Origin of the sequence: Streptomyces sp. NPDC002889, from assembly GCF_042888425.1 — a bacterium.
Classification (GTDB): Bacteria; Actinomycetota; Actinomycetes; order Streptomycetales; family Streptomycetaceae; genus Streptomyces.
Map to the genome: position 1 here is coordinate 217,482 of NZ_JBIAPT010000003.1, position 13,418 is coordinate 230,899.

Genomic DNA, 13,418 nt, shown 5'->3' on the forward strand with positions numbered 1-13,418 from the left:
TTTTCGGCCAGGAACGAGACCGCCGACCCCGCCCCGGGGCCCCGGAGAGCGTCACCCGCGCCCCCGGGCACAGGCCCACCGCCCCGGACCGGACCGGTCGTATGGTTGAGATCGGCCAACCGTCGTGCATGGGGGTACGGGGACGTGGCGAACGGCAGCGAAGTGGTACACGGCTTTCCGCACCTCGACACGGTGCGGGCGGCGATCACGGCGCTGTACCGGCGGCTCTCGCCCGAGGGCGTGCTCTCCTACGCGCCCAGCCTGCTGCCCGCCGACGCGGCCTTCAGCGACCAGGACGATCTGCATCTGGGGGCCCAGCGCGTCGCCCGCGCGCTGGTGCACCATCTGCGGCTGCCCGACGCGCGGGTGATCGTGAGCTTCCGCGAGATGCGGCATGCGGCGAGCGTCGAACTGACCGCGGGACCCGAGTACTTCATCGAGCTGAACGACCGTTTCCGCACGCACCGGCGGGACATCGGCGCGGCCCTCGCCCACGAGATCATGCATGTGCTGCTGCACCGGCTCGGGCTCTCGTTCCCCGGCACCCGCGACAACGAGATCCTCACCGACACGGCCACCACCTATCTGGGGGCGGGCTGGCTCCTGCTGGACGCCTTCCGGGAGGACGACGTCTCCAGCCAGAAACTCGGCTATCTCACCCCCGAGGAGTTCGGCTACGTCCTCGCCGAGCGGGCGCTCGCCTTCGGCGAGGACCCCTCGCCCTGGTTCACCAGCCCCCAGGGCTACCGCGCATACACCAAGGGCCGTGCCCAGGCGCTGCGCGACGCCCAGCAGCCGCCGCTCACCGTCGCCGGCTGGACGGGCCGGCACCGCTACGCCAAGGACCGCCGGCACGCCCTTGAGCACCCCGCCCACCCGGTCGCGGGCCCTGCGGCGTACGGCTTCGAGCACAGCACGGACGGGTTGCGCGTCTCGTTCCCCTGCCCCACCTGCCACCAGCGCATCCGGTTGCCGGTACGGGGCCGGGTGCGGGCACGGTGCGGGCTGTGCCGGGCGATTATCGAATGCGACACCTGATCCCCCCTCCGTAAGGTCGGACCATGGACGAGGAAGCGGCGGCGGACGCCCAGGACCTGTTCGAGGCGCTGTACGAGGGCGAGGACGCCGTGGTGCGGCAGCTGCGGGCAGGCGCCCGGGTGCAGGACACCGACGAGGACGGCCGGACGCCGCTGTATCTGGCGGCGGTCGACGGCCGTGCGGGCGTCGTAAGGCTGCTGCTGGCCGCCGGGGCCGACCCCGATCGCGCCTGCGGGCCCGACGAGGACGATCTGCCTCTGTGCGGGGCCGCGGTCTGGGGTCACACCGAGACGGTACGGGCGCTGCTCGCCGCGGGAGCCCGGCCCGATCTGCGGGAGACGTCCGGCTTCACGGCGCTCGCGTGGGCGGTGCAGGGGGGCCGCACGCGCACGGTGGAGGCGCTGTTGGAGTACGGCGCCGATCCCGGTCTGCCGGGTTCGGACAACGAGCCGCCGCTGGTGGCGGCGGCGCGGCGCGGCTCGCCGTCGACCGTGCGGGCCCTGCTGCGGCACGGCGCGGACGCACACGCCCAGGCGCTGGAGTTGGCACGGCAGTGGCTGGCCCGCGATGTGGAGCAGGAGGTGCGGGACGCGCTGGTGCGGGTCGAGGGACCCGGGACCCGGACGGTGTCCCGCCGGGTCGAGGAGGACGGCGGAGAGACCGTCGTGGTCGAAGCGCTGCGGGACGGTGTGCCTCGGTCGGGCAACGAGCAGCAGACGGGTCATGCGGCGATCGCCACGATCCTGGAGCAGCGGCTGGGCATCCGTACGCCGTATGCGCAGCTCGCCGAGCGGGCATTGCGCGAGGGCCGCCCGGACCGGGACAACTGGAGCGAGTCGGTGACGGCCCTGTCGCGGCGGGGCGACGAGGAGACGTTCGAGGCTGCGGCCGCGGGGTGCGCGAGCGACGACCCGCTGCACCAGGCGTTCGCGGCGGATGTGCTCGCCCAGTTGGGGTTCGGGTACGGGAGCGGGGACACGGACGACGAGACGGAGGGCGAGGCCGACGAGCCTCTTCCCTGGCCCGAGGAGTCCAAGGACGAGGTCCGACGGCCTTTCGCGGCACGGACGTTGCCGCTGCTGCGGGAGTTGTCCCGGGAGGCCCGGGACGCCGAACTGATCCAGTCGGTGGTGCTCGCGCTCGGGCACCACGGGGACCCGGCCGGGCTGCCGGAGATTCTGCGGCACGCCGGGCATCCCGACGCCGAGGTGCGCCACAGGGTGGCGCTGGCGCTCGGCGGGCTGGTGCCCGGCGACCACGCGGAGGGCATTGCCGCGCTGATCGCGCTGAGCCGGGACGCGGATGTCCGGACCAGGGACTGGGCCACGATGGCGCTGGCGGGCGTGCCGGCCGATACGCCCGGGATCCGCGAGGCGCTCGCGGCGCGGACCGACGACCGGGACCCGGACACCCTCGCGGAGGCGGCCCGTGGCCTGGCGATGCGTCAGGATCCGCGTGCTGCGGAGGTACTGGCGGGGCTGCTCGCGGACGAGGACCCGGACGGCTATGCGCACAGCACCGCGGCGGAGGCGGTGCGCTACCTGCGGGACGAGGGGCTGAGGCGGCGCCTGACGGGGACCGCACCGCGCCACCGTTAGCGCAGCCGCAGACTGCCGGGTACCTGCTGCTCGAAGATCTCCACGATCCGGTCGAAGACGGCGGGGCCCTCCCCGGCCCGTGCCCGCTCCACGTCGCGCAGGACCGCGGCCCGGTTGTCCGGATGGCAGCGCTGGGCCCGCCGCTCCAGCTGCCGAACGGTCTCCTCCTGCCCCAGCGCCCGGCGGGAGAGTTCGTGGTCGCGCCACTCCATGACGAAGTCGTCGTCGTCCGGGGTGCCGTAGCCGCCGGTGAGGCAGTCGGCGAGTGCGTCGAGGTTGCTGCCGAAGTATCCGCCCGGTCCGTTGACGGCTTCGCCGATCACCTTCCAGAAACTTTCCAGACCGGTGATCTCCGCCCCGTCGATCACATAGGTCGTGGTCACGGGGCGGAGCCTACCGGGCAACGGTGCGGGTCAGCAGTCGTAGTCGATGAGGTCGAAGGACGCGTAGTGGTCGGACGTGTAGTAGTCCTCCTGCGCCGCGTCACCGGTGACGACGCGGCGTGCGCCGCGCGTGGGGGAGCCCGGTGTGACGACGGTGTACTCGTGGTAGTAGCTGGTCGGCTGCGACGGCAGGACGCCTTCACGGTTCCCGAAGACGGTGCCGTCCTGCTCGTAGGGGAAGGGCCCGCCCCGCTCGATCAGGTCGAGCGTCTCGTACGCCTGGGAGGGCAGGTCCGCGTAGCAGATGTCGCCGACCGCGAAGGTGTGCGCCGGGGCGGCGGTGGCCTGGGTGCCGATGACGAGGGTGGATACAAGAGCTGCGATGCCACCGAGGGCGGCGATTCGTGGGGGGATTCGCATGGCCACCATTTGATGCGCGTAGAACTTGACGTGTCAATGTCAATCTCATGGAATTTCCCGTACGTTCACCGAATTCCGGATCCATGACCGGCGATCTTCACCCGTCCTGCGCACAACTACCGCATGCCATATACCGGATGAGGAACTTCCGCCTCTGTCAGCAGTTTCCGTACGGCTCCACCCGCTTCCACCGGCGTCCAGCGCGCCCCTTTGTCCGCGGTGGGCCCAGGGCGCCAGCCCTCCATGACCGTGATCCGGCCCGCCTCCGCTTCGAAGACCCGGCCGCTCACCCCGGCGCAGTCGGCCGAGCCCAGCCAGACGACCAGCGGCGACACGTTCGAGGGCGACATCGCGTCGAACTCCCCCGGCGCGGGCGCCGCCATCGTCTCGGCGAAGGTCTGCTCGGTCATCCGGGTCCGTGCGGCCGGGGCGATGGCATTGACCTGGACTCCGTAGCGGGCCAGTTCCGCCGCCGCGACGAGCGTCAGCCCGATGATCCCGGCCTTGGCCGCCGCGTAGTTGCCCTGCCCGACACTGCCCAGCAGACCGGCGCCCGAACTGGTGTTGACGACCCTGGCCGCCGTCCCCCCACCGCCCTTCGCCTCCGCCCGCCAGTGCGCTGCCGCGTGCTTCAGCGGCAGGAAGTGCCCTTTGAGGTGGACCCGCATGACGGCGTCCCAGTCGTCCTCGCCGAGATTGACGAGCATCCGGTCGCGGAGGAACCCGGCGTTGTTGACGAGCGTGTCCAGCCGCCCGAAGGTGTCCACGGCGGTCGCCACCAGGGACGCCGCGCCCTCGGCGGTGGCGATGTCGCCCAGGTGCGACACGGCGGTTCCGCCCCCTGCGACGATCTCGTCGGCCACGGCCCGCGCCGGTCCGCCCGAGCCGCCCGCCCCGTCGACGCCGACGCCGAGGTCGTTGACGACCACCTTCGCGCCCTCGGCCGCGAAGGCCAGGGCATGGGCGCGCCCGAGCCCGCGCCCGGCACCGGTCACGACCACCACGCGTCCCTCGCAGATTCCCGTCATCTGTTCACTCCTTGCCCGCCGTTGCCGGCCGTCGCGGCATCCAGGAAGGCGGGGCGTTCGCCACCGCCGTGCACCAGCAGAGAGGCGCCGCTGATGTATGCGGCGCGATCGGAGGCGAGGAACACGGCCGCTTCGCCGACATCCGCCGGCTCTGCGAGGCGCCCGAGCGGCACGGTGCGGCCGACCGCCGCGATGCCGTCCTCGTCCCCGTAGTGCAGGCAGGACAGTTCGGTCCGGACCATGCCGACGGCCAGTGTGTTCACCCGTACCTCGGGCGCCCATTCCACGGCCATCGAACGCGCCAGGCTCTCCAGCCCGGCCTTGGCCGCGCCGTACGCGGCCGAGCCCGGCGAGGCCCGGCCGCCGCTGACACTGCCGATCATCACGATCGATCCGCGGGCCGCCCTCAGATGCGCGCGGGCCGCGAGCGAGGCGGTCAGCGGTGCGGTGAGATTGAGCTCGATCACCCTGGCGTGGCGGGCCGCGCCCGCCTCGTCGAGCAGCCGGCGGGGCGTGCCGCCCGCGTTGTTGACGAGCGTGTCGAGGTGGCCGTACCGCGCCGCGACCGTGTGGAAGAACTCCCCCACCGCGGCCGCGTCCCGCAGCTCGAGCGGCAGGAACTCCGTCCCGGCGAGGGGGACTTCGGGCGGGCGCCGGGCGCATACGACCACGGTGGCACCGGCCCGCACGAACGCCCGCGCGATGCCCGCGCCCACTCCCCGGGTCCCGCCGGTGACGACGGCGACCCTCCCCTGAAGCTCCATCGGCTGCTACCTTCCTCACCTAACAAACGTTTGGTGGAAGGTAGATGATCCGCTCATGGCTGTCTCCACCGCAAGCCCGCAGAAGGGCGTATCGCTCGTCACGGTCGACTTCCCACCGGTCAACGCCCTTCCCGTGCGGGGCTGGTACGAGCTCGCCGACGCACTGCGCGAGGCCGGGCGCGACCCGGACGTGCGCTGTGTGGTGCTGGCAGCCTCCGGCCGCGGCTTCAACGCGGGCGTGGACATCAAGGAGCTGCAGCGCGACACCGGCAACGAGGCGCTCATCGGTGCCAACAGGGGCTGCCACGAGGCATTCGCCGCCGTGTACGAATGCGAGGTGCCCGTGGTCGCCGCGGTGCACGGCTTCTGCCTGGGCGGCGGGATCGGCCTGGTGGGCAACGCGGACGTGATCGTCGCCTCCGACGACGCCGCCTTCGGGCTGCCGGAACTGGACCGGGGCGCGCTCGGCGCGGCCACGCATCTGGCCCGGCTGGTCCCGCAGCATCTGATGCGCGGCCTGTACTACACCTCGCGGACCGTGACCGCGCAGGAGCTGCACACCCACGGGTCGGTCTGGAAGGTCGTCCCGCGGGCCGAACTGGCAGCCGAGGCACTGCGGCTGGCCGGGGAGATCGCCCGCAAGGACGGCATCCTGATCCGGCTCGCGAAGGCGGCCATCAACGGCATCGACCCTGTCGACGTACGCCGCAGCTACCGATTCGAGCAGGGCTTCACCTTCGAGGCCGCGCTCGGCGGAACCGCCGGCCGCGTCCGCGCCGCCTTCGGCAGCGAGGAGGCCGCCGCGCATGAGTGACAAGACCATGACCGCCGGCGAGGTCGCATCCCGGCTGCGCAGCGGGATGACGCTCGGTATCGGCGGCTGGGGGGCACGCCGCAAGCCCATGGCACTGGTGCGTGCGCTGCTCCGCTCCGAGATCACTGATCTCACCGTTGTCTCGTACGGCGGACCCGACGTGGGCCTGCTCGCCGCCGCCGGCCGGATCCGCAGGCTCGTCGCGCCGTTCGCCACGCTCGACTCCGTACCGCTCGAGCCGCACTTCCGGGCCGCCCGTGAGCGCGGAGCCCTCGAACTGACCGAGCTCGACGAGGCGATGTTCATGTGGGGGCTGCACGCCGCCGCGAACCGGCTGCCGTTCCTGCCGGTCCGGGCCGGTATCGGCTCCGACGTCATGCGCGTGAACCCCGGCCTGCGGACGGTGACTTCGCCGTACGAGGACGGGGAGACGCTCGTCGCCGTGCCCGCCCTGCGCCTGGACGCGGCGCTCGTGCACCTGAACCGCGCCGACCGGCACGGCAACGCGCAGTACCTGGGCCCCGACCCGTACTTCGACGATCTGTTCTGCGAGGCCGCGGACGAGGCGTACGTCTCGTGCGAGCAGCTGGTCGAGAGCGCCGAACTGACCAAGGACGCGGCACCGCAGACCCTGCTGATCAGCCGGCACAGCGTCACCGGGGTCGTCGAGGTCCCCGGCGGCGCGCACTTCACGTCCTGCGCCGCCCACTACGACCGCGACGAGGCCTTTCTGCGCCACTACGCGAGCACGCCCTGGCCGGAGTTCGCCGAGCGCTTCCTGCTCCCCGGCGGCGAAGCGGCCTACCGGCGCGCCGTCGCCGCCTGGCACGAGGAGCAGCGATGACCGTCAGCCGGGGCGAGTACTGCGTCGTCGCCTGCGCCGAGGCATGGCGGGGCAACGGGGAGGTACTGGCGAGCCCCATGGGCCTGATCCCGTCCCTCGCCGCCCGGCTCGCCAAGCACACCTTCTCCCCCGACCTGCTGCTCACCGACGGCGAGGCGATGCTCGTCGGCCTGGACGGGACGGTGGAGGGCTGGCTGCCGTACCGCCGCCATCTCGCCCTGGTCACCGGCGGCAGGCGGCACGTCATGATGGGCGCCAGTCAGCTCGACCGGCACGGCAACCAGAACATCTCGTGCATCGGCGACTGGCAGCGCCCCACGCGCCAGTTGCTCGGGGTGCGCGGCGCTCCGGTCAACACCCTCAACCACCCGGTCAGTTACTGGGTGCCCAGGCACTCCACCCGGTCCTTCGTCGCGCGGGTCGACATGGTCTGCGGGGTGGGGTACGACAGTGCGGCCGCCGCCGGGCCGGCCGCGACGCGCTACCACCGCATCCCGCGCGTCGTCTCCGACCTGGGGGTCTTCGACTTCGAGACCGGGGACCGCTCGATGCGGATCGTGTCGCTGCATCCCGGGGTGAGCCCGGCGCAGGTCCGCAAGGCCACCGGATTCGACCTGGCCGTCGCGGGCGAGGTGCCGTGCACCCGCGAGCCCACCGCTGATGAGCTGCGGCTGATCCGTACGGTGATCGACCCGGACGGCCTGCGCGAACGGGAGGTCGCCTCCTGATGGAGACCGCCCTGACCAGGCTCACCGGGATCCGCCACCCCATCGTCCAGACCGGGATGGGCTGGGTGGCCGGGCCCCGGCTGGTGTCCGCAGCGGCACGTGCCGGGGCACTGGGCATCCTCGCCTCCGCGACGATGACCGCGGGTGAACTGCGCACGGCCGTCCGCGAAGTCGCGTCCCGCACCGACGCGCCCTTCGGGGTCAACCTCCGCGCCGACGCCGGGGATGCGCGGGAACGGGTGCGGATCATCATCGACGAAGGGGTACGCGTCGCCTCCTTCGCACTTGCGCCCTCGCGCGAACTGATCGGCGAACTCAAGGACGCCGGCGTGCTCGTGATCCCGTCCGTCGGTGCCCGCCGGCATGCGGAGAAGGTGGCGGCGTGGGGCGCCGACGCGGTGATCGTGCAGGGCGGGGAGGGCGGTGGACACACCGGGGATGTGGCGACCTCGGTGCTGCTTCCGCAGGTGGTCGACGCGGTCGGCATCCCGGTGATCGCGGCGGGCGGGTTCCACGACGGCCGCGGGCTGGTCGCGGCACTCGCCTACGGCGCGGCGGGCATCGCTATGGGCACCCGCTTCCTGCTGACCTCCGACTCGACGGTCCCGGACGCGGTCAAGGCCCGGTATCTCGCCGCGACGGTCGCGGACATCACGGTCACCCGGGCGGTCGACGGGCTGCCGCACCGCATGATCCGTACCGAGCTGGTGGACGCCCTGGAACGGTCGGGCGGTGCGCGGCGCCTTGCACGGTCCGTGCGCCGCGCCGCCGGGTTCAGGAAACTGTCGGGGCTGAGCTGGGCGCAGCTGGTCCGCGACGGCCTCGCGATGAAGCACGGCAAGGACCTGACCTGGAGTCAGGTCCTGCTCGCCGTCAACACCCCCATGCTGCTGAGGGCGTCCATGGTCGAGGGACGCACCGACCTCGGCGTGATGGCCTCGGGACAGGTCGCGGGTCTGATCGACGACGTCCCCAGCTGCGAGGAGCTGATCACCCGTGTGATGTCCGAGGCCCGGCACGTGCTCGCCGCCCTGCCGGGCGACGGGCGGGCTTGATGGGCAGGAGTGTCAGGCCGCGGTGCGACGACCGCCCTGGGCCCCTCGTCCCGGACGGCCCGCCTGGCCGGTCCGGCCGGCCTGTCCGCCCTGTCCGCCGCGGCCCCGGCTCCGGCTGCCGCCGCCACTTCCACTGCCACCGCCGCTGGCCTGGGCGCCCCGGCCGCTCTGGCCCGGGACCTGGGCGCGGCGGCGCGGCGGCCGCTGCTGCTGAGGCTGCTGGGGCTGCGGCACCTCGATGGTGACCGCGACCCCGGAGGGCTCGCGCGCGCCGGTGAGACGGCTGAGCTCCTCGTCGCTCGACTTGATCCTGGCAGAGCGCGGGCTGATCCCCGCGTCCGCCATCAGCCGGGTCATCTCGCGGCGCTGCTCGGGGAGCACCAGCGTCACGACGCTGCCGGACTCGCCCGCCCGCGCGGTGCGGCCGCCGCGGTGCAGATAGTCCTTGTGGTCGACCGGGGGGTCGACGTTGACGACCAGGTCGAGATCGTCGACATGGATGCCGCGGGCCGCCACATTGGTCGCCACCAGCGCGGTGACGTGCCCGTTCTTGAACTGGTCCAGCGTGCGATTGCGCTGCGGCTGCGAGCGGCCGCCGTGCAGGGCCGCGGCCCGTACACCGCTGGCCAGAAGCCGCTTGGCGAAGCGGTCCGCGGAACGCTTGGTGTCGACGAAGAGGATCACGCGCCCGTCGCGGGCGGCGATACGCAGGGCGACGGCCTTCTTGTCGGTCTCGTCCGCGACGTGCAGCACATGGTGCTCCATCGTGGTGACCGCTCCCGCGGACGGGTCGACCGAGTGCACGACGGGGTCGGTGAGGAACATCCGGACGAGCCGGTCGATGTTCTTGTCCAGCGTCGCCGAGAACAGCATCCGCTGACCGTCCGCCTCGACCTGCTTGAGCAGCGCCGTGACCTGCGGCATGAAGCCCATGTCGGCCATCTGGTCGGCCTCGTCGAGGACGGTGACCGACACCCGGTCGAGCGTGCAGTCGCCGCGCTCTATGAGGTCCTTCAGCCGCCCGGGCGTGGCCACGACCACCTCGGCACCGCGCCGCAGCGCGCCTGCCTGCTTGTTGATCGACAGCCCGCCGACGACCGTGGCGAGCCGCAGCTGCACGGACGTCGCGTAGGGGGCGAGAGCGTCGGTGACCTGCTGAGCGAGCTCACGCGTCGGTACGAGCACGAGTGCGAGCGGCGCCCTCGGCTCGGCGCGCCGGCCCGCGAGGCGGGCGAGCAGCGCAAGCCCGAAGGCCAGGGTCTTGCCGGAGCCGGTGCGCCCGCGGCCGAGAATGTCACGGCCGGCGAGGGAGTTCGGCAGGGTCGCCGCCTGGATCGGGAAGGGCTCGGTGACGCCCTGCGCGTCGAGGGTCTTCAGCAGGGCGGCCGGCATGTCCAGCTCACCGAACGCCTGGACGGCGGGCAGCGCCGGGGTGATGGTTTCCGGCAGCGTGAACTCCTGCGGGGGCGTCGGCGTCCCTTTACGGGCGCCCGTCCTTCCGGAACCCTTTCCGGACGCCTTTGCGGGGACCCTCGTGCGGGAATTGGCCGAGCGCATTCGTGCCGGGCGTTCGGAGCGGTTCATACGGAATATGCCTTCCTGGGCCTGTGGACAGAACGAGCCGGGGCCCGCACCGTGCAGGTGCGGGCCCCGGCCGCGACATTCGCGTCCAGCGATCAGGCCGGGACGATGTTCTCCGCCTGCGGGCCCTTCTGGCCCTGCGTGACGTCGAAGGAGACCTTCTGGCCCTCCTGGAGCTCACGGAAGCCCGAGGTGGCGATGTTGGAGTAGTGGGCGAAGACGTCAGCGCCGCCGCCGTCCTGCTCGATGAAGCCGAAGCCCTTTTCCGAGTTGAACCACTTCACGGTTCCAGTTGCCATGTCATTCTCCTAAAACAGGGGCAAGCCGGAAATTCACACCGCGTGAATTTCCTGTCGCCGCAATGACCCCCATCCGGAGAACTCCGGAAACAAAACGTGCGCCTGAGGAAGCTTCCCGTCAGGCGCACACAAAGTTCATGGGTACCAAAACTGCAACGCCGCCACCTTAGCACGCCACGGTGGGCACACTTCGTCCCGCCCGTGTGATCCCCGCCCCACTCACGGGCGGCGATCGCACGGAGAGCGACGACCCGTCACCCCGGGAGCCGCTCGATGATCGTCACATTCGCCTGGCCGCCCCCCTCGCACATCGTCTGCAGCCCGAACCGCCCGCCCGTGCGCTCCAGTTCATGCAGCAGCGTCGTCATCAGCCTCGCGCCCGTCGCGCCCAGCGGGTGCCCGAGCGCGATCGCGCCGCCGTTCACATTGACCCTCGAAGGGTCCGCCCCGGTCTCCTTCAGCCAGGCGAGCACGACCGGCGCGAAGGCCTCGTTGATCTCGACCAGGTCGAAGTCGTCGATGGACATGCCGGTTTTCTTCAGCGCGTACGCCGTCGCCGGGATGGGCGCCGACAGCATCCGGATGGGGTCCTCGCCGCGCACGGAAAGGTGGTGGATACGGGCCCGGGGCGTGAGCCCGTGCTCGGCGACGGCGCGTTCGCTCGCGATCAGCAGCGCGGCCGCTCCGTCCGAGACCTGGGAGGAGCAGGCCGCCGTGATGGTGCCGCCCTCGAGGACCGGACGCAGGGCCGCCATCTTCTCCGGGGTCGTGTCCCGGCGGGGGCCCTCGTCCGTGGTCACGGAGCCGTATGCCACGAGCTCCCGGTCGAAGCGGCCCTCGTCGATCGCGCGGACCGCGCGCTGGTGGGACAGGAGCGCGAACTCCTCCATGGCGCGCCGCGTGATGCCCCACTTGCCGGCGATCAGCTGGGCGCCGTGGAACTGGTTGACCGGCGCCCGGCCGTAACGGGCCCGCCAGCCTTCGCTGCCCGCGTACGGCCCCTGGGTCAGGCCCAGCGGCTCGGCCGCCTGCCGGGAGGCGAAGGCGATCGGGATCTGGGTCATGTTCTGTGTGCCGCCGGCGACCACCAGGTCCTGGGTGCCGGACAGCACGCCCTGCGCGGCGAAGTGCACGGCCTGCTGCGAGGAGCCGCACTGGCGGTCGATGGTCACGCCCGGGACCTCCTCGGGAAGCCCGGCGGCCAGCCAGGAGGTGCGTGCGATGTCGCCGGCCTGCGGACCGACGGTGTCGAGGCAGCCGAAGACGACGTCCTCGACAGAGACGGGGTCGATCCCGGAGCGTTCGACCAGGGCCCGCAGCACATGCGCGCCGAGGTCAGCGGGGTGGACGCCGGCGAGACCTCCGCCGCGCCTGCCGACCGGAGTACGTACCGCTTCGACGATGTAGGCCTCGCCCATGACGTCAACTCCCTGTCCGACTACGTTCGTACGGCGATTCCGTCCAGCACCATCGACAGGTACTGCCGGGCGATCTCCTCGGGGCTGTGCTGTCCGCCGGGCCGGTACCAGGACGCCGCGACCCAGACGGTGTCGCGGACGAACCGGTAGGTGAGCCGGATGTCCAGGTCCTCACGGAAGACCCGCTCGGCGACCCCGCGCTCCAGCGTCCCGAGCCATGCCTTCTCGAACTTCGCCTGCGATGCGGCGAGATACGTGAAGCGAGGCTGCGCCGCCAGATGGCGTGACTCCTTCTGGTAGATGGCGACGGCGGCACGGTGCCGGTCGATCTCCCGGAAGGACTCGGTGACGAGTGCCTCGATGGTCCGACGGGGTCCGAGCCCGGCGGCGAGGACGGCGTCGTACCCCTCCCACAGCTCGGTGAGGAAGGTGGAGAGGATCTCGTCGAGCATCGATTCCTTGGAATCGAAGTGGTAGTAGAGGCTGCCGGCGAGCAGCCCGGCCTCGTCCGCGATCTTGCGGACGGTGGTGGCGTTGTAGCCCTGGGCGGCGAACACCTCGGCGGCGGTGTCGAGGAGTTCCTGGCGCCGCTCCGGCGGGGCGGCGGTCACCTGGTTCTTCTTTTTGGTGGGAGGCACGTGCCCATTGTCGTCCCGCCCTACGCGTGCTGGCTGCTGACGGAGACGACCTCGCCCGTCAGATAGGAGGAGTAGTCGCCGGCCAGGAAGACGATGACGTTGGCGACCTCCCACGGCTCGGCATACCGGCCGAAGGCCTCGCGCGCGGTCAGTTCCTCCAGCAGCTCGGCGGAGGTGACCTTCACCAGATGCGGATGCATGGCGAGGCTGGGGGCGACGGCGTTGACGCGCACCCCGTACTCGGCCGCCTCGACCGCGGCGCACCGGGTGAGCGCCATGACGCCGGCCTTGGCCGCCGCGTAGTGGGCCTGGCCCGCCTGGGCGCGCCAGCCGACGACGGAGGAGTTGTTGACGATCACGCCGCCGCGGCCGCTCGCGCGGTAGACGCGCAGGGCGGCCCGGGTGCAGCGGAAGGTGCCGTTCAGGGTGACGTCGAGGACGCGGGACCACTGCTCGTCGGTCATGTCGGCGAGTGCGGCCGTGCCGCCGAGCCCGGCGTTGTTGACCACGATGTCGAGCCCGCCGTGCCACTGGACCGCCGTGTCGAACAGTGCCTGCACCTGCGTCTCGTCGGTCACGTCGCAGGGCAGCGAGGTCACCGCGCCGGGCCCGAACTCCGCGGCGAGCGCCGCCTCCGTCTCCTTCAGCCGACGTGCGTGGGCGTCGGAGATGAGGATGCGTGCGCCCTCCTCCAGGAACCGCCGGGCACTCGCGCCGCCGATCCCGGCTCCGGCGGCGGCGGTGATGACGGCGGTGCGGCCCGTCAGCAGGCCGTGTCCGGGTACGTACTGAGCCCTGTTGCTCGTCACA

The 13,418-nt window shown here is 72.0% G+C and carries 15 protein-coding genes; 6 read left to right on the forward strand and 9 right to left on the reverse strand.

Annotation, left to right across the window (positions count from 1 at the left end):
- Positions 1-144: 144 nt before the first annotated feature.
- A complete protein-coding gene (locus ACFYWI_RS05975; RefSeq protein WP_389225767.1) occupies positions 145-1,038 on the forward strand; it encodes a hypothetical protein in 894 nt (297 codons plus the stop codon).
- Between the two features lie 23 nt (positions 1,039-1,061).
- Positions 1,062-2,636 carry an ankyrin repeat domain-containing protein gene (locus tag ACFYWI_RS05980; protein ID WP_389225770.1) on the forward strand — a complete coding sequence of 525 codons (1,575 nt, stop codon included), beginning with the start codon at positions 1,062-1,064 and terminating at the stop codon, positions 2,634-2,636.
- Here ACFYWI_RS05980 and ACFYWI_RS05985 read toward each other — a convergent pair.
- From ACFYWI_RS05985 to ACFYWI_RS06000, 4 genes are all read right to left on the reverse strand, one after another.
- Positions 2,633-3,019, reverse strand: a complete 387-nt coding sequence (locus ACFYWI_RS05985; RefSeq protein WP_389225773.1) for a barstar family protein — start codon at positions 3,017-3,019, stop codon at positions 2,633-2,635. The two genes, ACFYWI_RS05980 and ACFYWI_RS05985, sit on opposite strands and share 4 nt — an antisense overlap.
- Positions 3,020-3,049: 30 nt before the next feature.
- Positions 3,050-3,439 (reverse strand): ribonuclease domain-containing protein, encoded by a 390-nt coding sequence (locus ACFYWI_RS05990; RefSeq protein ID WP_389225776.1) that lies wholly within the window; start codon positions 3,437-3,439, stop codon positions 3,050-3,052.
- A gap of 116 nt (positions 3,440-3,555) precedes the next feature.
- Positions 3,556-4,467 carry an SDR family oxidoreductase gene (locus ACFYWI_RS05995; protein WP_389225779.1) on the reverse strand — a complete coding sequence of 304 codons (912 nt, stop codon included), beginning with the start codon at positions 4,465-4,467 and terminating at the stop codon, positions 3,556-3,558.
- On the reverse strand, positions 4,464-5,231 hold the full coding sequence (locus ACFYWI_RS06000) for an SDR family oxidoreductase (RefSeq protein ID WP_389225782.1): 768 nt from the start codon (positions 5,229-5,231) through the stop codon (positions 4,464-4,466). The genes ACFYWI_RS05995 and ACFYWI_RS06000 overlap by 4 nt, the downstream gene beginning before the upstream one ends.
- 55 nt (positions 5,232-5,286) lie before the next feature.
- Here ACFYWI_RS06000 and ACFYWI_RS06005 point away from each other — a divergent pair, with 55 nt between their 5' ends.
- From ACFYWI_RS06005 to ACFYWI_RS06020, 4 genes are read left to right on the forward strand one after another with little or no spacing between them, the layout of a single operon-like run.
- Positions 5,287-6,045, forward strand: a complete 759-nt coding sequence (locus tag ACFYWI_RS06005) for an enoyl-CoA hydratase family protein (RefSeq protein ID WP_389225785.1) — start codon at positions 5,287-5,289, stop codon at positions 6,043-6,045.
- On the forward strand, positions 6,038-6,889 hold the full coding sequence (locus tag ACFYWI_RS06010) for a CoA transferase subunit A (RefSeq protein ID WP_389225788.1): 852 nt from the start codon (positions 6,038-6,040) through the stop codon (positions 6,887-6,889). The genes ACFYWI_RS06005 and ACFYWI_RS06010 overlap by 8 nt, the downstream gene beginning before the upstream one ends.
- Complete coding sequence (locus tag ACFYWI_RS06015) at positions 6,886-7,617, forward strand: CoA-transferase subunit beta (RefSeq protein WP_389225791.1); 732 nt, start codon at positions 6,886-6,888, stop codon at positions 7,615-7,617. Before ACFYWI_RS06010 ends, ACFYWI_RS06015 begins: the two co-directional genes overlap by 4 nt.
- A complete protein-coding gene (locus ACFYWI_RS06020) occupies positions 7,617-8,672 on the forward strand; it encodes an NAD(P)H-dependent flavin oxidoreductase (RefSeq protein WP_389225793.1) in 1,056 nt (351 codons plus the stop codon). Before ACFYWI_RS06015 ends, ACFYWI_RS06020 begins: the two co-directional genes overlap by 1 nt.
- A 12-nt stretch (positions 8,673-8,684) precedes the next feature.
- On the opposite strand, the gene ACFYWI_RS06025 is transcribed toward ACFYWI_RS06020, so the two are convergent.
- The 5 genes from ACFYWI_RS06025 to ACFYWI_RS06045 form a co-directional block, all read right to left on the reverse strand.
- Positions 8,685-10,256 carry a DEAD/DEAH box helicase gene (locus tag ACFYWI_RS06025; RefSeq protein ID WP_389225796.1) on the reverse strand — a complete coding sequence of 524 codons (1,572 nt, stop codon included), beginning with the start codon at positions 10,254-10,256 and terminating at the stop codon, positions 8,685-8,687.
- A 92-nt stretch (positions 10,257-10,348) separates the two neighbouring features.
- Complete coding sequence (locus ACFYWI_RS06030) at positions 10,349-10,552, reverse strand: cold-shock protein (protein ID WP_003969786.1); 204 nt, start codon at positions 10,550-10,552, stop codon at positions 10,349-10,351.
- 254 nt (positions 10,553-10,806) lie between these two features.
- On the reverse strand, positions 10,807-11,970 hold the full coding sequence (locus tag ACFYWI_RS06035; protein WP_389225799.1) for an acetyl-CoA C-acetyltransferase: 1,164 nt from the start codon (positions 11,968-11,970) through the stop codon (positions 10,807-10,809).
- Positions 11,971-11,990: 20 nt separating this feature from the next.
- A complete protein-coding gene (locus ACFYWI_RS06040) occupies positions 11,991-12,608 on the reverse strand; it encodes a TetR/AcrR family transcriptional regulator (protein ID WP_389225802.1) in 618 nt (205 codons plus the stop codon).
- A 20-nt stretch (positions 12,609-12,628) separates the two neighbouring features.
- On the reverse strand, positions 12,629-13,417 hold the full coding sequence (locus ACFYWI_RS06045) for an SDR family oxidoreductase (protein ID WP_389225805.1): 789 nt from the start codon (positions 13,415-13,417) through the stop codon (positions 12,629-12,631).
- Between the last annotated feature and the right edge of the window lies 1 nt (position 13,418).

What these genes read in the sequence shown, in the direction of transcription:
- ACFYWI_RS05980 (WP_389225770.1), top strand. Translation starts at nt 1,062, where the DNA reads ATGGACGAGGAAGCGGCGGCGGACGCCCAGGACCTGTTCGAGGCGCTG.
- ACFYWI_RS05990 (WP_389225776.1), bottom strand. Translation starts at nt 3,439, where the DNA reads ATGCGAATCCCCCCACGAATCGCCGCCCTCGGTGGCATCGCAGCTCTT.
- ACFYWI_RS05995 (WP_389225779.1), bottom strand. Translation starts at nt 4,467, where the DNA reads ATGACGGGAATCTGCGAGGGACGCGTGGTGGTCGTGACCGGTGCCGGG.
- ACFYWI_RS06000 (WP_389225782.1), bottom strand. Translation starts at nt 5,231, where the DNA reads ATGGAGCTTCAGGGGAGGGTCGCCGTCGTCACCGGCGGGACCCGGGGA.
- ACFYWI_RS06005 (WP_389225785.1), top strand. Translation starts at nt 5,287, where the DNA reads ATGGCTGTCTCCACCGCAAGCCCGCAGAAGGGCGTATCGCTCGTCACG.
- ACFYWI_RS06010 (WP_389225788.1), top strand. Translation starts at nt 6,038, where the DNA reads ATGAGTGACAAGACCATGACCGCCGGCGAGGTCGCATCCCGGCTGCGC.
- ACFYWI_RS06015 (WP_389225791.1), top strand. Translation starts at nt 6,886, where the DNA reads ATGACCGTCAGCCGGGGCGAGTACTGCGTCGTCGCCTGCGCCGAGGCA.
- ACFYWI_RS06020 (WP_389225793.1), top strand. Translation starts at nt 7,617, where the DNA reads ATGGAGACCGCCCTGACCAGGCTCACCGGGATCCGCCACCCCATCGTC.
- ACFYWI_RS06025 (WP_389225796.1), bottom strand. Translation starts at nt 10,256, where the DNA reads ATGAACCGCTCCGAACGCCCGGCACGAATGCGCTCGGCCAATTCCCGC.
- ACFYWI_RS06030 (WP_003969786.1), bottom strand. Translation starts at nt 10,552, where the DNA reads ATGGCAACTGGAACCGTGAAGTGGTTCAACTCGGAAAAGGGCTTCGGC.
- ACFYWI_RS06035 (WP_389225799.1), bottom strand. Translation starts at nt 11,970, where the DNA reads ATGGGCGAGGCCTACATCGTCGAAGCGGTACGTACTCCGGTCGGCAGG.